At 42.9% G+C, this 19,614-nt stretch carries 18 protein-coding genes and 2 pseudogenes; 5 read left to right on the top strand and 15 right to left on the bottom strand.

Annotated elements, in window-relative coordinates:
- Nucleotides 1-402: 402 nt before the first annotated feature.
- A pseudogene (locus tag NSQ22_RS09035) lies at nucleotides 403-1,005 on the bottom strand (DUF1801 domain-containing protein); the annotation flags it as partial.
- 451 nt (nucleotides 1,006-1,456) lie between these two features.
- Between NSQ22_RS09035 and NSQ22_RS09030 the strand changes: the two are divergent.
- Entirely contained in the window at nucleotides 1,457-3,496 is a 2,040-nt protein-coding gene (locus NSQ22_RS09030) for a molybdopterin oxidoreductase family protein (RefSeq protein WP_011887393.1), read from the top strand.
- Nucleotides 3,497-3,579: 83 nt separating this feature from the next.
- Here NSQ22_RS09030 and NSQ22_RS09025 read toward each other — a convergent pair.
- From NSQ22_RS09025 to NSQ22_RS09010, 4 genes and pseudogenes are all read right to left on the bottom strand, one after another.
- A pseudogene (locus NSQ22_RS09025) lies at nucleotides 3,580-3,718 on the bottom strand (arsenate reductase); the annotation flags it as partial.
- 719 nt (nucleotides 3,719-4,437) lie between these two features.
- Entirely contained in the window at nucleotides 4,438-4,971 is a 534-nt protein-coding gene (locus NSQ22_RS09020; protein ID WP_339264556.1) for a GNAT family N-acetyltransferase, read from the bottom strand.
- A gap of 233 nt (nucleotides 4,972-5,204) precedes the next feature.
- On the bottom strand, nucleotides 5,205-5,651 hold the full coding sequence (locus NSQ22_RS09015; protein WP_008879126.1) for a GNAT family N-acetyltransferase: 447 nt from the start codon (nucleotides 5,649-5,651) through the stop codon (nucleotides 5,205-5,207).
- A gap of 49 nt (nucleotides 5,652-5,700) precedes the next feature.
- Entirely contained in the window at nucleotides 5,701-6,033 is a 333-nt protein-coding gene (locus tag NSQ22_RS09010; RefSeq protein WP_339264554.1) for a hypothetical protein, read from the bottom strand.
- Nucleotides 6,034-6,360: 327 nt separating this feature from the next.
- Between NSQ22_RS09010 and NSQ22_RS09005 the strand changes: the two genes are divergently transcribed.
- Nucleotides 6,361-6,564 carry a helix-turn-helix transcriptional regulator gene (locus NSQ22_RS09005; RefSeq protein ID WP_008879127.1) on the top strand — a complete coding sequence of 68 codons (204 nt, stop codon included), beginning with the start codon at nucleotides 6,361-6,363 and terminating at the stop codon, nucleotides 6,562-6,564.
- A 2-nt stretch (nucleotides 6,565-6,566) separates the two neighbouring features.
- Nucleotides 6,567-6,992 (top strand): hypothetical protein, encoded by a 426-nt coding sequence (locus tag NSQ22_RS09000; RefSeq protein ID WP_008879128.1) that lies wholly within the window; start codon nucleotides 6,567-6,569, stop codon nucleotides 6,990-6,992.
- Between the two features lie 218 nt (nucleotides 6,993-7,210).
- Here NSQ22_RS09000 and NSQ22_RS08995 read toward each other — a convergent pair whose 3' ends face one another.
- The 7 genes from NSQ22_RS08995 to NSQ22_RS08965 all read right to left on the bottom strand — a co-directional run bounded on the left by NSQ22_RS08995 (nucleotide 7,211) and on the right by NSQ22_RS08965 (nucleotide 15,793).
- Nucleotides 7,211-8,086 carry a putative RNA methyltransferase gene (locus NSQ22_RS08995; protein WP_008879129.1) on the bottom strand — a complete coding sequence of 292 codons (876 nt, stop codon included), beginning with the start codon at nucleotides 8,084-8,086 and terminating at the stop codon, nucleotides 7,211-7,213.
- Nucleotides 8,087-8,196: 110 nt separating this feature from the next.
- Nucleotides 8,197-9,090 (bottom strand): carbon-nitrogen hydrolase family protein, encoded by an 894-nt coding sequence (locus NSQ22_RS08990; protein ID WP_008879130.1) that lies wholly within the window; start codon nucleotides 9,088-9,090, stop codon nucleotides 8,197-8,199.
- A gap of 276 nt (nucleotides 9,091-9,366) precedes the next feature.
- Nucleotides 9,367-10,830 (bottom strand): multicopper oxidase domain-containing protein, encoded by a 1,464-nt coding sequence (locus NSQ22_RS08985; RefSeq protein WP_087960006.1) that lies wholly within the window; start codon nucleotides 10,828-10,830, stop codon nucleotides 9,367-9,369.
- A gap of 28 nt (nucleotides 10,831-10,858) precedes the next feature.
- Nucleotides 10,859-11,248, bottom strand: coding sequence for a hypothetical protein (locus tag NSQ22_RS08980; RefSeq protein WP_011887391.1), 390 nt, complete (start codon nucleotides 11,246-11,248; stop codon nucleotides 10,859-10,861).
- A 403-nt stretch (nucleotides 11,249-11,651) separates the two neighbouring features.
- Nucleotides 11,652-12,716, bottom strand: coding sequence for an alpha/beta hydrolase (locus NSQ22_RS08975; protein ID WP_327054342.1), 1,065 nt, complete (start codon nucleotides 12,714-12,716; stop codon nucleotides 11,652-11,654).
- A 638-nt stretch (nucleotides 12,717-13,354) separates the two neighbouring features.
- On the bottom strand, nucleotides 13,355-13,963 hold the full coding sequence (locus NSQ22_RS08970) for a class I SAM-dependent methyltransferase (RefSeq protein WP_339264550.1): 609 nt from the start codon (nucleotides 13,961-13,963) through the stop codon (nucleotides 13,355-13,357).
- A 255-nt stretch (nucleotides 13,964-14,218) separates the two neighbouring features.
- Nucleotides 14,219-15,793: a Vga family ABC-F type ribosomal protection protein gene (locus NSQ22_RS08965; RefSeq protein WP_011887390.1), complete on the bottom strand. Its 1,575-nt coding sequence runs from the start codon at nucleotides 15,791-15,793 to the stop codon at nucleotides 14,219-14,221.
- 1,051 nt (nucleotides 15,794-16,844) lie between these two features.
- On the opposite strand from NSQ22_RS08965, the gene NSQ22_RS08960 reads away from it, so the two are divergent.
- Nucleotides 16,845-17,294, top strand: coding sequence for a MarR family transcriptional regulator (locus tag NSQ22_RS08960; RefSeq protein WP_014195805.1), 450 nt, complete (start codon nucleotides 16,845-16,847; stop codon nucleotides 17,292-17,294).
- Nucleotides 17,295-17,380: 86 nt separating this feature from the next.
- Entirely contained in the window at nucleotides 17,381-18,478 is a 1,098-nt protein-coding gene (locus NSQ22_RS08955; RefSeq protein WP_339264547.1) for a hypothetical protein, read from the top strand.
- Nucleotides 18,479-18,497: 19 nt separating this feature from the next.
- On the opposite strand, the gene NSQ22_RS08950 is transcribed toward NSQ22_RS08955, so the two are convergent.
- From NSQ22_RS08950 to NSQ22_RS08940, 3 genes are read right to left on the bottom strand one after another with little or no spacing between them, the layout of a single operon-like run.
- The gene (locus NSQ22_RS08950; RefSeq protein WP_223812633.1) at nucleotides 18,498-18,644 is read right to left on the bottom strand and encodes a MerR family transcriptional regulator; all 147 of its coding nucleotides are present in this window, start codon (nucleotides 18,642-18,644) and stop codon (nucleotides 18,498-18,500) included.
- 37 nt (nucleotides 18,645-18,681) lie between these two features.
- On the bottom strand, nucleotides 18,682-18,885 hold the full coding sequence (locus NSQ22_RS08945) for a hypothetical protein (RefSeq protein WP_223812632.1): 204 nt from the start codon (nucleotides 18,883-18,885) through the stop codon (nucleotides 18,682-18,684).
- Between the two features lie 27 nt (nucleotides 18,886-18,912).
- Nucleotides 18,913-19,338: an NUDIX domain-containing protein gene (locus tag NSQ22_RS08940; protein WP_008879139.1), complete on the bottom strand. Its 426-nt coding sequence runs from the start codon at nucleotides 19,336-19,338 to the stop codon at nucleotides 18,913-18,915.
- Between the last annotated feature and the right edge of the window lie 276 nt (nucleotides 19,339-19,614).

The following is a 19,614-nucleotide window of genomic DNA, read 5'->3' as shown; positions in this document are numbered from 1 at the left end:
GACAATCCTCCTTTTGTGCTATGGCAAATTAATCTGACCTGATCGAATCACATTCACTTTCTTCATCTTTTCTAGAGCCAAAACATCTTTGGCAGCTCCCGTTATAGCGATTCCATAAATCTTCAATTCTTTATGCTATTTCACCCATTTTAGCCGCTCAGCCATCTTTAAGTCTTTGTATTCCGTTAGTTGTATTGCCCATTTTTCATTTTTGCTCAATAGCTCAAGTCCTTTGACTACTTCTTTGTAATCAGTAAACGAGCGATGGAATACAGAATCTACATGCACTTTTTTGTATGTTAACTTATCAAAACAAAATGCCTCTCGCTCCTTGATACAAAAGGGAACGGAGGCATTTGGGCATACTTCAGGCGTGTATCTAGGCGTGAAGATGAATGGAATGCGCTGGATATGCTTTTCAATTCTTGCTTCTCGCGTTTTCGATTGTTTCGCTCCAGAAAAATAAAGGATGTACGCTCTTTGCCGTCCAGGTGTCAATGATTCAAACGCTGTTTTTAAGTCCAGCATTTCGTCAAATTTTTTTTGAAGCTCCTCAGGAATTGGCTCTGGACTCTTTTTGAACTCCACTTTTAAGCCCGCTTTTTCAATTTCCATGGCTTCGTTAATATATGCTTTCAACACAGGTTCAAGCTCGATGATTTGTTGAACATTTGTAAACCGAATCCGTCGTGCAGCCTGCGTATTCTCCCCGGGCTTTTCTAGAATGTGATGGTCATCTTTTAACAAGGCGCCTTTGAAAAAACCAAGTGCACAGTATTCATTCAAAGCACTGATTGTTACGACATTGCTCTTTTGGAATGTATAACAGGGAATTCCCCATTTCACTTCTTCTGTCAATCCACATTCAAGAACGATTATTCGCAATGCTCTTAATTCTGTCGACCATTTGTTTACTTTACAATCGGGAGTACCCACTAGCGGACAGCGTCCACATCCCTCAGTTAAATATTGATCAACTTTAGGATTCATTCGACTGTTTTTCATCAGCATTCTCCTCATAAAATATTAAGTCAAAATAGAATGCACCATCGATCCCGGCCCCACAGTATAGCTGTTTCCGTTGTTCCTGCTTATCCTGTTTTTGCGTGTGTTCGGGTGGGATACCATCGAAAGCAATAGCGGTTGTGCATGACCTTCCTCTCTCCGCACAGAACATTTGTTCCTTTTTTCTATTTTACATCTTCTGGTCGTTGAAGGCAAGGGAGAGATTGAGCGCGAATAGCGATTCATCCGCACTTCTACATGTGAGCGTAAGTGGGTGATGATCAAATGAACTCGAGTTGATGCAGCGGCAAAAGCCATCCTTCTCTCGTTTTAGATGTCATAGAATCCAAAAGTTTTATATATCATTGTTGCCATACTCTTCAAATTATTTTATCATATTAACCATCTAACTCAGTCGCCATCATTGATTTGATCAAGAAAGGAGAAAACGATGGGTTCATTTGTACAACAGCCAACCGGCGTCTTTCCGTCTGTCTGTTCTCTCGATTGTCCTGATCAATGCGGGTTGCTCGTGCATAAGAAGGATGGGAAAGTCGTAAAAATCCAAGGCGACCCGTCTCATCCTGTGACAAAAGGCCATATATGCAATAAAGTGCGGAATATGATGGAACGAATCTACGATCCGAAACGTTTGAAATACCCGCTGAAACGTATAGGTGCCAAAGGGGAAGGGAAATTTGCACGAATCAGCTGGGACGAAGCGCTCGAGACCATTGCGGCCAAATGGAAAGAATTGATTGAAACATACGGACCTGAAAGCATCCTCCCTTATAGCTTTTATGGCAACATGGGAAGACTCAGCGCCGAAGGCATGGACCGGCGTTTTTTCCATCGGCTAGGCGCATCCTTGCTTGATCGGACCATTTGTTCATCCGCTGGATCTCAAGGGCTTCAATATACGATGGGAGGCGGCTTTGGAATCGATCCGGAAGAAACCATTCATGCCAAACTCGTCATCTTCTGGGGAATTAATGCGGTCAGCACCAACATGCATCAAGTCATCTTAGCCCAAAAAGCCCGAAAAAACGGGGCGAAGATTGTTGTGATTGATGTTCATAAAAACCAAACCGGACAGCTCGCTGACTGGTTCATTCCGATTCTGCCAGGCACTGATGCCGCTCTCGCTTTAGGCATGATGCATATTTTGTTTGCGGAAAATCTCATAGATGATGAGTTTTTGAGAAAGTATACGGTCGGCTATGAGGAACTGCGCGAGCACGTTGTCCAATATGATCCCGTCACTGTTTCCAACATAACAGGCGTTCCTGTTGAAGATCTTTATACGCTCGCCAGATGGTATGGGCAAACAACTCCTTCCTTCATTCGAATCGGCAACGGTTTGCAGCATCACGATAACGGAGGAATGTGCATCCGAACGATCGCTTGTCTCCCTGCTCTGACCGGACAATGGCTGGTCAAAGGTGGCGGCGCCATCAAATCCAATAGCGGCTACCTAGCTCTTAATCAAATAAGCTTGCAGCGCCCGGATCTATTGCAAAACAAACATACACGAATCATCAACATGAATCGGCTTGGTGAGGCATTGTTGGAATTGGATCCGCCGATTCGTTCGTTATTCGTGTACGGCACAAACCCGGCAGTTGTTGCCCCAAACAGCAACAAAGTACGACAAGGATTGGCGAGAGAGGATCTCTTTGTCATCGTGCATGATTTGTTTGTCACAGAAACCGCCAAATACGCCGATATTGTGCTTCCAGCCACTTCTTCATTTGAAAATACAGATTTGTATACATCCTATTGGCACCACTATGTTCAAATTCAACAACCAGTGATTGAACGATACGGAGAGTCTAAATCGAATGTCGAAGTGTTCCAATTGCTGGCGAAACGAATGGGGTTTGAGGATCCGTGTTTATACGAGACAGAAGAAGAAATGATTTCGCAAGCCTTGGATAACCCAACCAACCCTTTCTTGGAAGGAATCCGTTATGAAACATTGGTAGAAAAACAGTATATCAAAGCAAAGGTCAAACGGTTGCTGCCGGGAACATTACCAACGCCGAGCGGAAAAATTGAGCTGTATTCGAAGAAAATGGAACAAGATGGCTATCCTCCGCTGCCAACGTATACGCCGATTGTTGACGATGGAGATTTCCCGTTTTTCTTTGTGCCCGGTCCTAACCACAACTTTTTAAACACCACGTTCTCCAATAATGAAAAGCACATTTCGTTGGAAAAAGAACCGCGTTTGTATATGAATGTGAAAGATGCCCTAGCGAAAGGAATTCAAGATGGGGATCGAGTCCGGGTATGGAACGATCGCGGAGAATGCGTGTTGAAAGCATCGGTTGGAGAACATGTCCTCCCCGGTGTCGTCGTCACGCAAGGGTTATGGGCTGATTCTCCGGACACGAAACATTTGGTCAACTCCCTTACTCCCGATCGGATCGCCGACATGGGCGGCGGTGCGACCTTTTTCTCCGGCCGCGTCGATGTGGAAAAATGCTAGGATGAATGGCTCGAGGGGCTGGCTAGAAATCAATATGTAGGCCAGGCGCCCTCTTTTTTTACCGTTTGTAACTAACGCCATCTTTATTCTCCCGTCTCCGCAAACTGGCTTTATCCTCTCTCCAATCTCATCGCGAACATGCTGAAACACAGTCCTTTCTTCTGCCTTCTCAGGATTGCCAAATCCACAGTACACTCGTTTTACATGCAGCGGAGTGATCGGCCATAATCAACTGCATGGCGCGTAATGTGACGACTCAATCATCATCAGCTGTGGATTCATTGTGTGTGATTCTTTCATTAATCTCTCTAACAGCTCGGTCATTTTGTTTTTTCTCCAATCTGTTCCATGCTTTTATGCAATCGCCTTTGGTTGCTACAGATTTCACGAAAAAACAGCCAAAATTCGTTTTTCTTCCTTTTTCGTTGTTGAGGTATTTTGATTGATTATTTAGCACATAGTTTTATTTATTTATAATTTTGACTTTTCACTAAAACTAGCTTGGCCTCCCCTGATTTGACATCAACCTCTTGCATATTCGTTTCCTATCCTTTTTCGATGGTATTGGTGATTTTCGTGTATGGTGACAGGAGTTTTTACGGGACGAGAATGGCCAGGGAATACTAACAAAAAAGAAGGAGCTTTTTCCTTCGCTCCTCTATACATTACTGTTTTGCTTTGTTCCTCCTCCGAAATACCATCCATTCGCCTCATGAATAGGATGGAATTGAAGAAAAATTAGACAAAACTTTAGAACAAGCTTCTCAAAAGTTATGAGCTAGCTGGAGATACGCCTCGGTCGTTTTATCTTTGGGTTTGTGTGTCACTCATCGTATGTACCATGCCTATATTACAACCGATATTTAGTTACTTCATCTGACATATTTTCACCTAGATGCTTCAAAGCAGAAGACATAAGCAAAGGTGACGAATCACTTGCGTTACCGCGGATGGCCTTGTTTACCTATCACATCTGTTGAAAATGAATTCGAAGAAATGTTATATACCATTGTCCAAGATGCTCCTGATGAACCGCATCGTTTAAATCCGAGTTTTTTATAAAGTTGTACAGCCTTAATGTTATTTGGATCAACACTCAAAGATATAGAGTTATAGCCATCTTTCAAAGCTTGTTCAAATAACTTTTTCATAAGTAGCGTACCTATCCCTTTACCTCGTTCAATATCAATAACAGCTATTCCTAGTTCTGGAGTATGGTCATCAACATATCCATATCCTTTTTGGCTGCCTTTGAATAAGCGATACCAAGCGGCACCAACAGGTTGATTGTCCTTGTTCAAAGCGATGAAAGCTCTATCCCCTTTTCTTCCCCAGCCTTCATGATATTTTTTAATATGCGGTGAATTGAGCAATTCTTCTTTCGGTGGCTTATTATGCGGAATATAAATGGATTCATACATCATATCTAATAAGAATTCAAAATCATTTTCTTCTAAACTTCTTATATGGAACAAAATTACTCACCTCCCTATTTTACGGCAGCCGCTGCAGAACATCTCTGCTTCTGGCGCATAATCCCCACCAGCTAACCAGTTCGTCCCCCTACTTGTCGAAATGAACCCGTATAATCTACAAACATAACTTAAAATGAAACTTGCTCCCCCGTATGATTCACCGATGAGTGCCTGCCTTGCTCATAGCGGTGTTCCTTCACATTTAACGGTTGGCAACAACCAACTATGCTGATTTAAGAGCGGGGGATGTTCATACTCATTGTAATGGTTCGATGTTTGAATCCTAATTTTTCGTATAGTTTCATCGCTTGATTTCCTGCATATACACTTAAGCGAACCTCTGAATACCCCTCTCGTTTAAGATGTTCGATGCCAGCCTCTAACAACCGTTTGGAAATGCCATTTCCCCTGAATTCCTCTAACACAAACAATTCATAAATAAACCCATATATCGTTTCCGTCAGTTGGTCTTTCTTTGTTCCGATCAGAATCCAACCCATGAGATGATCGCCTTCCGTTGCGATTAAATAATCACTCCCTTTCTGCAATAATGCTTCAATCAGTTGTTTGGCTTTTTCATCCGACAGTTTTACTTCGCCTAATGTACCTTCAAATAATGCTTGCGGTGAAAGTGATAAAATCTTTTTATATTCCGCATCGTTCGGTTTTCTAATTTCCATACATTGAGCCCTCCTCGAAAGCAACACCTAAAACCATAGGTATCCCCTTTCAAGTAACATCATCAATTTTATTTGCTGGTAGATAAATGGTTTTCATGAAAAGAGAATGTCCTCCCCAACCTTCTCTTATTCTCCCATAACCCAAATGAAATAATAATAAAAACTCCAAAGACCTAACAAACTCAGGCTGCTTAACAAGATAGCAAGCGATAAAAATAGATGAGTATTCGAGCCCCTTCGATAACGAAACAGAACGGACAGGACGATACCAGCAACAAACAAAAGAACCAAAGGGAAATCCAGTATCTACAAGGTAACCTATGATAAAGACAAGATTGATAAAGAAAAAATGATTTTCTTCATCTCTTGATAATTTTAACAAAAGAGAAAAATTTTTAAAGTTCTTTTTTGAGCATACAGATATGATGAAAAAGAATGTTACAACTCGTTTTGTAGACGGGGAATTCCCATCATCATAACCATTAAAAAAGAAACAAACTGGCTACTCCACTTGAAGAAGCAATCGCCCCCATCATATGGCGGCCTCTTTCCCTTGCTTTGTCCTACCTACCATTTCCTTTTTGGCAAATCAAACATATAGACAATGTAAAATTTTTCATCCTTAATGTAATATATATATTGAATTATGTAATATATATTGTTTAAAATGTAATATATAAATTACATTCAGGGAGGGGTCGTTGGAATTGTGAGAAACAATCTTAAAGTTGCCCGTATCCAAGCAAACCTGACCCAACAACAACTGGCAGAAAAAGTCGGGGTAACTCGACAAACGATCAGTTTAATCGAAAAAGGAAAATACAATCCTACTTTAAAATTGTGCCTCGAAATTTGTTATGCGCTTAATAAAACGTTAGATGAAATTTTTTGGGTAGAAAAGGGAGAGTGGTGAAATTGCAAAAAATAAAAGACGAACGATTACTATTAAAAAATCTGCAAAATTTACGAATCGCCTACATGTTACAGACGATTGGCATCATCGGAATCTTGGGCTATGACTTCATCACAAAAGGACTAGATGGAATGAGGAAAAATCCGTTATGGTTTGTGTTTATCCTGACAACCGTTGTATCGGCTTTTTTATCAATGAACATTAGTGTAGAATATGAAAGTCGGAAAAGGTCATCTAAACAAAGCTTCCTAATATCACTTGTTGTATTAACATTGATTTCAACTATAATAGGAATCCTTACATCATTCACTGAAGGATTTACTGCAATGAATGGTGTTTTCATTGCCGGAATCGTTTTTCTATGCGGAGTCGTTCCGATTTCTTATGTATATTATTTGAGAAAGAAAATAGATAATCAGGCAGACTGACGGAGCAACCAATTAGGAAAGCTTGTAAAAAACTTCAGTGACATATAGAGGATTCGTTATTTTCGGGAATACAGTGATGAACTGGATTATTGGGATCGCAAACCGTTTTCTCAACCAAAAAATAGTAACCAGTAAGTTCTGTCGAAAAAAGAACAAGCAATGTGCTGATATTGATCAACACATTGCTTGTTCGCGCACTCCATCTTAGACATGCTGCTTCATCCCCTGTTCACTCCAACTAAAATATCCAAATCCACGGTGATCTTCGCAAAATCCCGATGAAGAAACGCATCAATGTGTGCTTGATCCGCAGACCAAGCAAGCGGCGTCATTTGGACTAAATGTTCAAGTTCGGCATTATTAAGTTCTTTTGTATAACATAAATGGAATACATCCAGTAAATGGAGCTGTTTTTGAAAAAGCGACACGATTTCATCATTCTTATAGACCTTTTTCTCCTTGTCATCAAAGAGTGCTTCTCGTAGCTCTCTTAGATAATTCGGGCGAGGAACCACTTTAATCACGAGTCCATCTTTAACTAAAATCCTCTTGAATTCCTTATAATTGGAAGGAGATAAAATATTAAGAATCACATGAAACGATTGATCCGCCAGCGGCGATTTTGCCAAGTCACCGACTAGCCAAATTTGGTCTTCGTATCTTTTAGCAGCCATAGCGATGCCTTCTTTTGAAATATCGAGGCCAACGCCAGTCATTGACGGAATCATACATTCGTCCAAAATCCTTTGTAAGTGAGAACCTTCTCCGCATCCTAAATCTATAACCATAAAAGGGTTAAGCGAAACATCCATATACTCCTTTATTACTTTCGCAATCGTTTCATGCATGGAAGTGTATACGTTGCTTTCCATAATGATTTTGTGTCTTGCTTCAAACAATTCCTTCTTGTAATGGCTATGAGCGGGACGAGTCATCAAGTTGACATATCCTTGTTTTGAGAAATCAAACGTATGGTTTTTAGCGCATACGAGGCTTTTCAGCTCCTCAACCCTCATCGCGCTTTTACAGAGTGGACATTGAAATGCCGCTACAAATTGACTAACCCGTTCTGCACTTTTGGTTTTTTTGGTCATGTGCTTTCTTCCTTTCGATATAAAAAATCACAGCGGAGGAGGAAACGTTCGTGACAGTCTTTTGGCTTAACCAGTTGCGCCATTTGCTGTTATGATTTCTGAAAAACATATCAACCCCTTTCTCCTTTATAACGAGAATTCTCTCTGATAAAAGGCTCCTCGACATGTTCAGAAATTAGGAGCTTGTATTTCTGCGGACAGCGGTATGCGTTGCCATGTATTTCCCGACTTCGATATTCTCTCATTTCTTGAATCGGAAAATCAGCTATATAAATTCCTTCTCGCTCTCCCGCTTCAATAATCAGTGTATCTCTTGAACCCTTTTCTGAAGGTCTGTATGCCATCCCATCAAATGCAGTAGAATGTCCATTGCAGTTGGGATGACCAATCGGATAATTGACCGTGGCAATACCGACCATATTTTCATAAGCCCGCGCTCGCAGCTGTGAGATTCGGTTGATCTCCATCGGGCAGGCGTTTGGCACCAAAATAATCTCAGCGCCTTTCAGCATCAAAATCCTGGCGCTTTCCGGAAACTCTCTATCATAACAAATCATCGCCCCGACTTTTACATTGCCTTGCAAGGTGTTTAAATCTGCCACGAAAAAGTCATCCCCAGGCGTCAAATTACATTCAACATCAAAATCACAAGTATGTACTTTTGCGTATGTAAAGATCTTGTTGCCAAAGCGGTCAAAGAGGCAGAGCGTGTTCCTTGGCAATGGATCGTATTTTTCAAGAAAAGTGATTCCGATAGCCATATTCAGCTCCTTAGCCAACTTCCCAAATGAACTGACGAATTCGCTATCTGCAGATAGAGCACGATCCTTTAATTCATCGACATTCTCGGGAATGTCATAGCCAATGCTCCACATTTCAGGAAATAATGCAATATCAGCCCCCATATCCTTTGCTTTTCTACAATATTCCAATCCTTTATTCAGGTTGTCATATAAGTTAGTTTCAGGCAAAAGCTGCAATAAAGCTACTTTCAGATTATTCATGACCAATCCCCCCCTTTATATCGATGTCACAACGCCGTACCTACAAACGAGTTAATTACTGATTTCTTATTCTTCATCCAACGTTAATACAAATCCTCCCCTTGCCATAACAAAGGCAGACCTATCCTTCCATGCACGTTCGTATATTCTTTTAGACTTTTCCCACCCATTAGCAACAAATGCGGAAGGGGGCAAACCGTTCAGGTTCGCCCCGAGAAAGAAGCTGACCTAGATCGAAAGATGACACTACGATACTCACGATCCCATGAGATCCCCTTAATGATGATGAGGGCGTCGATGAAGTTGTTGTGACACTTGGGATTCTGTTCCTGGCTCGACGATCACGAATTGCCCCATCATCCCGCTGTCTTCATGATATAACAGATGGCAATGATACATGTAAGGCGTTGTCGGGTCTGGATAGCTTCCAAAATCAACAGCCAATCTGACTTTCGTCCCGCTCGGTATGAAAACGGTATCCTTCCTTCCCCGTTCGTATTTCGGCGGCAATTCACCATTCTTATCAAGGATAGTGAATGTCGCATCGTGAATATGAAAGTTATGATCCCAGCCTTTATTTGTTATTTCCCAAATTTCGCGCGATCTGGCAGGAACAACCTCATCAATCCGGTTCATATCCATTTTCTTTCCGTTGATCGCCGATTCGGTAGTCAGTACAAACGTTCGGACCTTCGCATCCGCTGGAACTTCGATCGGCGGTTCGCTGGTGAGTGTTTGAGGCAATGGCGTTGCTGCGGTCAGACGCTGATCGGCGATCAATTTGACGAGATCAAACTCTCCATTTTCAATCCCGTCTTTGCCGGCAAAACTGTGCAAGATCGTTTCTTCTCCTTCCTTAAATTCGACCACAATCTCTGCACGTTCACCCGGACTTAACAAAATGCGCTTCATTTTGATCGGTTCCGGCAGCAATCCCGCATCATTTCCGACTAGATAAAATGAACGGTTATCGGAAAAACCGACATGATAAGCTCTCGCATTCGAGCCGTTGAGCAACCGGAATCGGACTTGGCTTGAAGTGATGCGTAAATACGGATCATAAGTTCCATTGACCAAAATCTGATTCCCTAACATTCCAAACGGGGTAAGATCCATGCTTTCATTGAAGGAACCGTCCCCGTTGAACATTTTATCCTGAATAATGATCGGAATGTCGTCAACGCCATAATTTGAAGGTAATTTTTTTGAATCTTGATCCTCGATTAAAAACAAGCCTGCAAGTCCTCGATACACATGAAGTGCCGTTTTGCCGTGCAAATGCGGATGATACCACGTAGTTGCTGCGGGTTGCTCAATCGTCCAGCTAGGATTCCAAGTCGATCCGGCTTCAATCATTTGGTGCGGTCCACCATCCATCGCAGCCGGCAAACGCATCCCGTGCCAATGCAAGGTTGAAGTTTCTGGAAGGTGATTGACAACATCAAACGCCACTTTGTCACCGCGTGACACACGTATTGTCGGCCCTAAGTAAGAGCCGTTGATCCCCCAAGTTGGTGTTTTCTTACCTTCAAAAAATTCGGTGGTTCCAGTTTGCATCGTTAACGTGAAGTGTTTCGTGCCATCAGAGCCCACTGTCGGTTCAAGAAGTGGCGGGATGTTCAATTCATTCTGAAACGTCAGCTTCCCGACATTCGTCGTTGTATCCCCATCACATCCTGTCAAACATAAAGCGATCAATCCAAATAAAAGAGTAGCAAATATGCGTCTTCGTTTCATCATTCAGCTCCCTCTTTTTCTCGAAAAATAGCTAGTTCCTCCTCATTGTTCGTTGAACGGCAGCAGCAATCCATCCAGTTATGACTCCCCAAACAGCATTGGTCACGATGACACTGACGATGGCAAAAGGATTGGTAATCGGACCTTGCAGCTCGCCTTCCAGAATCGGGGATGCGATCGCACTGATTATGATCGCCAATCCCCCATAGACGATTCCTGCATACAGAAGTGTTTTCAACGGATTTTCAACGCGAAACAGCACAGCAGCACCAATCCAGATGACAGAGATGAGTATGGTGACCGAAATACTCGCCATCGGTTGGCCGATTCTCTCAAGCAATCCCAACATATTCATCAGCGGTCGGATCAACGCTAATGCACCAAGACCAATTGCTAGCGACAAATGGCCGTTACCTTTCATCTCTTCCCAACTCCTTGTTCATTTTTTATCGGTCTCATTGTAACAATGGAATGTTGTGAACTTATGACGATGCTGTACGGGTTGTATGAAAGTTCCCCATGCCTTGAACGGAGTGGGACGGTGTAATCACGGTAAAAGAAGAGCGTGAAACGTTGGGGGACATGGTCTCTTGGATTCATCGGCAAAACCCGGAGCTCGAAAAGAAGAACGGAGAGCATCGCAACAACTTCGAAGATGGGGCTGAAATCAAGTTGAGGGGATAGCAGCCTACTGGCGTTTCATGATCAAACGTATTGCTCAGAAGAACCATACAACGTCAGATGTTGCCCATGCCAGATATATTTCTCAATGAAAAAAGGGCTCTTTTACAGGCCCTTTTTCACCAAAACTCTGCACAGTGACATCACAAAACTTCATCCAAAAAATCGATCATGATATTCGTAAATTCAACCGGCTTGTCATAATGAATATCATGTCCAGGGGTATCCACTTTTACCAACTTTCCATTCTGCAGCAACTCGACGACACGTTGGGCGTCCTCATCTGTAAGAGCCGCAAGCAACAGGTCGCCGTCATAATTGGTCTGTGCCTTCACAAATACAGTGGGACATTCAATCTTCGCAAGCACTTCGGCTTGGTCATAATCCTCAAACCAGCTGTTATCATAGAAGGTCACTCCAAACCTTCTGTCGTATGGATAGGTTGCGGACTCGAAGATTCGATTGATGTTAGGCGGCAGATAAAACAGGTGTACAGGTTCATTCGGATGCTTCTTATGGTAAGCGACCGCATCCTTCGCAAACCGATTCCACAAAAAGTCTCCGAATACCTTCTTCCAGTAGCTGTGTTTCAAGGAATACTCAAAATAGTCGTCTATTTCATCCTGTTTTTTGAAATCTTCGTACTGCTGAAAGCCGTACACCCAGGCGAACGTTTTCTCTCTTCTGCCCGGCTCCGTTGCGAAAAACGGTGAGTCTTCGATAACGAGTCCGAGCACAAGTTCAGGGTAATGCGCAGCGATCCAGGCCGCTACCATGCCGCCCGACGAATGGCCGGAAAGGATCACCTTGTCACCGATCACCGTCTTGATAAATTCGGCAAAATCAGCCGCCATGGCCTTAACCGAATACTTTTCAGGATTCCAGTCGGACTCCCCATGTCCATGGCAATCGACAGCGAACACATGATACCGCTCAGACAACGCCGGCAGTGATTTTGCGTAATCCTCCCATGTCATGCCTTGTCCGTGGATCAGCAGCAGCGGCGGCTTGCCGTTGTCCGGACCTTCCCCATAATTAAGCACTGTACCGTCCTTCAGCGTCACTTGTTTTTCCGTAAAGCCCGCTTTACGCATCGCCTTCAGCGGCTTGTCCATATACGTCACATTCGTGTAAAAATATGAACCGATCACGAACAGCAAAATAGCGAATACCGCACCGATGAAAAAACGCCTCTTCTTCTTTTTCATCAACCTTCTCCTTTCATTGGGCTGCCGGCATGATCACTCGAGGCCACGCGCGCTCTTTCACAATACGACCGATCAGACCTTTGGTCTAGTAGTGTTCCCGACCCGAACGATATCGATGCTCCCAATCAGTCGCGCGACAATCGCACGTAGAGCTTTATTCACGACCAATCAACAAAGGCTCAACCGACAATGAGTAAGTGAATCGTGTAAACTTGCGTTTCATGCACGAGTACTGACGACGCCTACTTATAATAAATGCGTTGATGGACTGTCGTCAACTACACCGCAATCAGGCAAGCGCGCGACTTAGTTGACGAAACGGCAGGCTTCATTTTAACATCGTTTCAAAAGAAGTCTCCCACTTCGAAACAAAGTGAAAGTGGGAGATGAATATCGGTTAGCACCAGCCCAAACATATAAGCAAATAAACGACAATCACGTTCCTTGTAAACGGGATAGATGGGGTTACATGGAAAACAGCGAATGCAAAAACTAAGCAAACCCTTCCATGCATACATCAAGGTGCGAAAGAACTCTTCGAGTTAGGGCGACTCGAAGTGACGCCTAAGGAGACGACAGGTCGCTTTCGCCGTGGAACTGAGAAATTTCCGCTTCAAGCACAACGAAGTGGGAGTCGTTCAGCTCGATGGGTTAGCACCGATAGCACATACAGCTGAAACCGGCTTCGTTTGTTTCTCTTCAAGTCGAATGGATGAGAACCCTGCCTCTTTAAGATACTGAACTAACTTTTCCCCTTCCTGGCATGCTGTTTCGTTCGTTGCCCCCTTGGAACGAGGCTGGAGTGTAATGGCAATCAGCCCGTTTGGCTTCAGCAAATTCCGCAACTCTTTTAATCGTTCAATCGGTTGTTCCCAAAATAGAATCGAATTGATCGAAAAGATTTTATCAAACGCTTCGTTAAACACGGGAAGATGCTCAATAGTCGCAAGTTGTAGCTTGACTTTTCCTTCCCGTATAGCGGCTTCATTCCTTTTTTGCGCCTGTGAAAACATGACTTCGGACGGATCAATTCCTACGAATATCCCTTCCTTAATAATGTTGCTTATCTTCTCAGCGGCAATTCCGGGACCAAATCCGATCTCTAGTACCTTATCATTACTTCGTATATCCAATAATGACACCGTCCATTCGTTGATTTCTTTATTAGCAGCTGCCATAATCCTTCCACCGATGTTTCCCAAAAAACCATATGGGCGACCAAATAAATTCATCAACAATCGACTCATGAAAAACCTCCTTGAAAATGGATTTCAAATTGTTTTTGATAAAAAGTAGGCGTAAGTTGACGAGCATCATTTCCTCACCGTTTGAGTATTCCTTTCCTCAAGCCCCCATAAAACCATTCAAGGGTCCCGGGAATGATTGGTTTTGAATTTGTCAATATGATATACGGTTTTTCCGATGTTATCGGTTCCGAATGTGAATGAAATGTAAACAGGCATTAGGAATCGTCCTAATGCCTGTGGTTGCCCATATGTGCTTCATGACATGCCCAGTTTTCGTTTTTCCGCCAAAAGCCGCTGAAATTCCTGTTCAAGCTCTTCGTTTGGCTCAATGCTCAAGCGGCTCAGCACCTCTGCTATTTTCGTCTCAAGTAAAAGCCGCTCGTCTTCTGTCGTATTGCGCGTATCGCGATGTTTTTGCTGCTTATATTGTTTATATGTTCCGTCAAACAGTTGAATTTCTTTATGGCGAATCACCAATATACGTGTAGCGACATTCTCAATGAACCGACGGTCGTGGGATACGAAAATGACGGTTCCTTCGTATTCTTGCAATAGCGATTCCAATGCGCTCATCGCTTCAATATCGAGGAAGTTTGTCGGTTCATCTAAAATGAGCGTATTGATATCACTGACGAATAATTTAGCAAGCGCGACTTTTACCCGCTCACCGCCGCTTAAAACTCCTACGGGTTTATAAACATCATCTCGGAAGAAATGCAGCCTCGCCAAGACGGTGCGAATAAGCGTTTCATCTTGTTTCGATGTGGAGCGTACATTCTCCAAAATCGACTGATGAACATCTAAAATATTTAAGTTTTGGCTAAAATACCCCATTTTCACCGCTGGGGAAACTATAATTCCTTCTTCTTGGTCAACGATCTTTTTCACTAAAGTAGTTTTGCCGCTCCCATTCGGGCCGATAATCGCGAGCTTCTCGCCCCCACGTACATGAAAGCTCGCTTTATTCCATAGAACACGTTGGCCGATCACGCCTGCGACCTCTTGCGCTCGAATAATGATTCGATCTTTAAACGTATCCTCGTTAGGCAAGTTCATTTTGATGGGAGCCAGTTCCTTTATTTTTTCCACTTTTTCTAGTTTCTCTAATCTTGTTTCGATGGCTTTGGCTGCTTTTTGCAACTTTTTTTGCTTTTTCGCAAAATACGGCTTCGCCCCGGTGATTTTCGCTTCCGATGGGCTCACCTTCTTTCCGGAAACTTTTGTGGCTCTTTCCGCTTTTCGCTTTTTTAGTTCCAATGCTCTCTCTAGCGCTTGTTTCTTTTTTTCATAATTTTCATAAGCTAACTGTTGCTGTCGGCGTTCCTGTTCTCTTTGTTCCACATAGTCGCTGTAACGCCCTTTATACTCTTTGACCTTCCCTTCATGAACTTCCCAGATGGTGGTGCAAAGCGCATCGAGAAACGCCCGGTCGTGTGATACGAGGATAAACGCTCCCTTCCATTGCTGTAACTGCTTTTCTAGCCATTCGATATGCTCTTGATCTAAATGGGTCGTTGGTTCGTCCGCCAACAAAAGCTCCGGGTCTTTAGTCATCAAATCGCGAATATAGGCCTGTGTCACTTCTCCGCCGCTTTTCGTAGTGTCCATCTGCTTTAACTGTGGCAACAATTCGCATCGAGCATGGCGAATCACGCTTCCCTTTTCTGGGGCAATCATTCCTGCCAATATGTTTAACAATGTCGTCTTGCCGCTGCCATTACGCCCCACTAAACCGATGCGGTCATTTTTATAAATGGTCAATCGATCGACATCAAGTAATAACCGGTCTTTCACATAATGTTTGATATTGAACGCTTCTAGAAGAATCATATGATCATCCCCATTTTTGATTTTACGGGGACAAAAAAGCCCCCTATCCATTTTCAGAATAGGAGGCACAACTATAGCAGGACGCCAAAAAAAAGAGACTAACTCCATTTGGGTGTACCTCACTATAAACGTGCAATCCTATTCTGAAAACGTTAATTGAAGGCAGCACAAAGAAAGCAGCACATTCATCTGTCTGCAAAAAAACCACCTTCAATTAATGTCTTTTCAAAATAGGATTAGCACTTCATTGTTCGAGGATTCACCCTTCCGTTCGCATTATTTAAATTTATTCTATATAATATATCAAAAATTGTCAATTCATAAATAAAAAGGGCCCAACGGTTCTTCCTTACGAACAGCTGCCATCTCCTCCGCCAAACCCGTCGGAATGACTTCCGGAATCGAATGATCCGCACTTGGAGGAGGAAGAATTTGAATGGGTCCAAGAAGAGTCACAATAATACGTGTGGTGATTCTTCTGACTGTTGTGTAAATCATTTACGTTAGGTGGACATCGACTTGCATTGATCGTAAAGAAAGGGAAAAACAACACAAAACCAATTGCTAAACATCCGATCAAGCCTCTATGAGCCCTCTTTTCCATCCTATTCTCATCCGTTCGCTAAGTTGCATTCCATTCGCGGAAAAAGGAAATGAAAGCAGCACATAACATTGTGCCACGTATGTCACACAAAGAGTTTGCTTCGCCGACTCAAGAAAGCGGTGAATTTGCGGCATGTTGCCACCTTATTTTCATTTTTATGACGTTCTTTGGATGTTTTCACTCCGTTCATTCAAGCTTACAAAATTCGGATCGTTAGCGCAAAGCATTGCTTAGTTGGACATTGTTTTGATCCTCTTTTGTTTGCTTGTAGGGTAAATGGGCATAATTGCTTAACCAACCGGTGATGATTTGTCGTTCGCAACCGATTGACTGAGAAGCGGGCCGTCGCCTCTTTTCTCATACAATCTAAACATTTAACTTCACTTAAATATTTAGATTGTTTTATAATATAAATACAAAACCTTACCATAACGAAGGTGATGTCAGATGGACGATATCAAGGCTTTGTATTTGGCCATTAAAGAAAAAAACGATGCAGTGACCGCGTTTTTGCTGCAAGAGATTCGTGCGATGCTCGGCGCTGAGTATCAAGACTTAACCCAAAAGCAAGTGATGTTGCTGGAGTTATTGAGGCATCAAACCATGACGATCAATGAAATCGCTGAGTCCTTTTCGATGACTCCGAGCGCCGCCAGCCAGCTCGTCCGAAAGATGGAGGAAAAAGCCTATGTTCGCCGGGACATCAATCCTGCTGACCGTCGTGAAATTATCGTGCGCCTAGGCCAAGCCGGTCAAGCGTATCATAAGAAAATGGATGAAGTGGAATTGCATTTAATGGAGAAATATTACGGGAAACTTCGCCGAGAGGACTTAGAGAAGTTGAAGGAAATCAATGATAAACTGTATGATCTCATCATGAAAGAACATCGGTCGTAATCCCTTCTTCTTTCAGGAAGGGATCTGCACAATATTTAAGTAAATTTAATAATTAAGATTGGTTAATTATTAAGGAGGAACACCTTATGAACAAAACTCAGAACGTCCATTATATGCGATTTATCACTGCTTCTGTATTGGCTGTGGTCATTCTTTATGTAACGGTACGAAAACATGTTCATGTTTTCGAAAATTCGTCTGTGCTATTGTTGCTTGTCACCGTTTTTCCACTCTATTTAGCCGTTGTTTACCGAATGACTATTGGGCGGGTGAAGTATTCATGGAAAGTGTGCGTGAGCGTGGTTGCATCTGGGCTCGGTATCTCGTATTGGATCATTCCCGCTCCGCTTCGCGAGCAATACAAGGTGATCAAATATGTTTTTTTCGTAATGGAAGGCGGGATCATTCTAATCGAATTATGGATCGCTTGGTATATCGTTCGAAACCTCGGGGCACTCATTCGCACCTTTCGCGCTGAAAAAACGAACCATTTTTATTTTTTAAGCACCTATGCGCATACCATTGAAGCCGTGTTCAAGCGTCCGGTCTTTTTGCTGCGCCTCCTCACAACAGAGGCCGCTGCTTTGTATTACTTAACATATCGCAAAAAAACACGCCAATTGTCATTGCCATATCCCACCTATTCCTATCATGAGAAAACGGAATATTTTGGTTTCTTTTTAATGCTCGTGCATGCGATGCTGATTGAAATTATTGCTGTTCATATTTTAGTGATGAGATGGAGTGAAATCGCTGCTTGGGTGGTCACGTTTTTTGATGTGTACTTCCTGCTCCTTCTTATTGCCGATTATCGAGCGATTACCCTATCCCCGGTCGTGTTGGCGCCTGATAAACTCCATATCCAATTGGGCATCCGCAGTTTTGTCGAAGTGGAATACACCAACATTGAGCAGATCACAAGGGAAGTGACCGCGAAACAAAAACGAAAAAAAGAAACTGATGCTTATTCAGTGACATTGCCTAGTTTTTTTGAAGAAGAACCAAAACTAGAAATCCGCTTGAAGCAGCCGGTGGAAGTGACAGAACTGTTCGGCCGAAAAAAAACGGTGCGAAAGCTATATGTTACAGTTGATGACATCCATGGCTTTTATGACAATTTGTTGGAAAACACCAAGCGATTGCTTCACATGAATAAAGAAATCGGCTCCGCGAATCCGCGATGAGCCGATTTCTTTGATTCGACTAACCTTTTTTCATCATGTAGTGCTCCATGGCCTGCTGCAGCCATTGTCCCTCTTTCTTTGTGAAAGGAGACGGCATCCAGTTGAGCACTTCGGCATCTCGCCCCATCTCCTCCACACGTTCAAGTTGTCCAAGCGTTTGCGTCATATCGGGACCAACAAACGTCAATCATATACTGTTCGATTCATGTTTTCACCTCTGGATGACCCACAGGAATGCCTGGCAACTGCTTTGTTTTTTGGATCAGGTGAACCCATTCTTGATCTATAGCCCTCATCTCTGCCTCGGACTGATGACATAACGACTGGATCAGTTCTTTCGGCACATATTGTTCGAGCCACTGCCGCTGTTCTTTCACCGTTTGCAGGTTATGGATGAGGTCCATCATCATCCCAACGAGAAGAACCCCATCGTTTTATATGTAGTTCAATAGTTCACGCGGCGCAAAATCATTGATGTTCTGCAATTCTTCCTTACTCCACCATTTTACCTGTTGCCATGCCTCCTTTTCCTCTTTCGTCATATTTTCGAACGATAATCTAGTGTCCGATGGAATCACAATTTTGTAATAAATCTCACGACTAATAAAAGGACCTTGTTTCCCTTCGATCCATACATCCAGTTGGAATAGGGGCTCGCCGAGAAGGTCGACAACAATGCCTAGTTCTTCGTATAACTCCCTTTTTAACGCTTCCGCCGGCGTCTCGTTTTCTTCAATCCCTCCCCCTGGAGTCACCCATAACACTTTGTTTCCTACCACATCCCGAAATTCAAATCTCTGAAGAAGAATTTCATTCCGTTCATTGATGATTACGGCTCTAGAACATTTGCGTATGTTCATGAAACGCTGCCCCCTATATCAATGATCATTTTCAGCTAGACAAAGTCATCAGTCTCATGGTGAGAGAATTGTAGCATGGCACTCGCGATGCATAGGATCCCATCGTATTCTCCATTGTCTTTCATTATTGTTCTCGCAACAAGACACGAATGGCCCAAACCGCGACATCCTGATTCACTCGTGAGTGTTGATTCCGTTTTGATTTCCTCATCCCCCAGCTTTATGTTATCTCCTTTTGATCTAGTACTATTTTATCCTATTTAGTAATATTTCCCC

The sequence above is a fragment of the Geobacillus sp. FSL K6-3411 genome, assembly GCF_037965715.1.
In the GTDB taxonomy this organism is placed as follows: Bacteria; Bacillota; Bacilli; order Bacillales; family Anoxybacillaceae; genus Geobacillus; species Geobacillus thermodenitrificans.
This window is presented reverse-complemented; position numbering and strand designations above follow the sequence as displayed.

Bases quoted from the DNA above. Each gene is read 5' to 3' on its own strand.
- NSQ22_RS08985 (WP_087960006.1), bottom strand. From the start codon at position 10,830: ATGATGAAACGAAGACGCATATTTGCTACTCTTTTATTTGGATTGATC.
- NSQ22_RS08955 (WP_339264547.1), top strand. From the start codon at position 17,381: ATGAACAAAACTCAGAACGTCCATTATATGCGATTTATCACTGCTTCT.
- NSQ22_RS08995 (WP_008879129.1), bottom strand. From the start codon at position 8,086: ATGACCAAAAAAACCAAAAGTGCAGAACGGGTTAGTCAATTTGTAGCG.
- NSQ22_RS08950 (WP_223812633.1), bottom strand. From the start codon at position 18,644: ATGACGCAAACGCTTGGACAACTTGAACGTGTGGAGGAGATGGGGCGA.
- NSQ22_RS08960 (WP_014195805.1), top strand. From the start codon at position 16,845: ATGGACGATATCAAGGCTTTGTATTTGGCCATTAAAGAAAAAAACGAT.
- NSQ22_RS08980 (WP_011887391.1), bottom strand. From the start codon at position 11,248: ATGAAAGGTAACGGCCATTTGTCGCTAGCAATTGGTCTTGGTGCATTA.
- NSQ22_RS08940 (WP_008879139.1), bottom strand. From the start codon at position 19,338: ATGAACATACGCAAATGTTCTAGAGCCGTAATCATCAATGAACGGAAT.
- NSQ22_RS08945 (WP_223812632.1), bottom strand. From the start codon at position 18,885: ATGATGGACCTCATCCATAACCTGCAAACGGTGAAAGAACAGCGGCAG.
- NSQ22_RS08970 (WP_339264550.1), bottom strand. From the start codon at position 13,963: ATGAGTCGATTGTTGATGAATTTATTTGGTCGCCCATATGGTTTTTTG.
- NSQ22_RS09030 (WP_011887393.1), top strand. From the start codon at position 1,457: ATGGGTTCATTTGTACAACAGCCAACCGGCGTCTTTCCGTCTGTCTGT.
- NSQ22_RS08990 (WP_008879130.1), bottom strand. From the start codon at position 9,090: ATGAATAATCTGAAAGTAGCTTTATTGCAGCTTTTGCCTGAAACTAAC.
- NSQ22_RS09015 (WP_008879126.1), bottom strand. From the start codon at position 5,651: ATGGAAATTAGAAAACCGAACGATGCGGAATATAAAAAGATTTTATCA.
- NSQ22_RS08975 (WP_327054342.1), bottom strand. From the start codon at position 12,716: ATGAAAAAGAAGAAGAGGCGTTTTTTCATCGGTGCGGTATTCGCTATT.
- NSQ22_RS08965 (WP_011887390.1), bottom strand. From the start codon at position 15,793: ATGATTCTTCTAGAAGCGTTCAATATCAAACATTATGTGAAAGACCGG.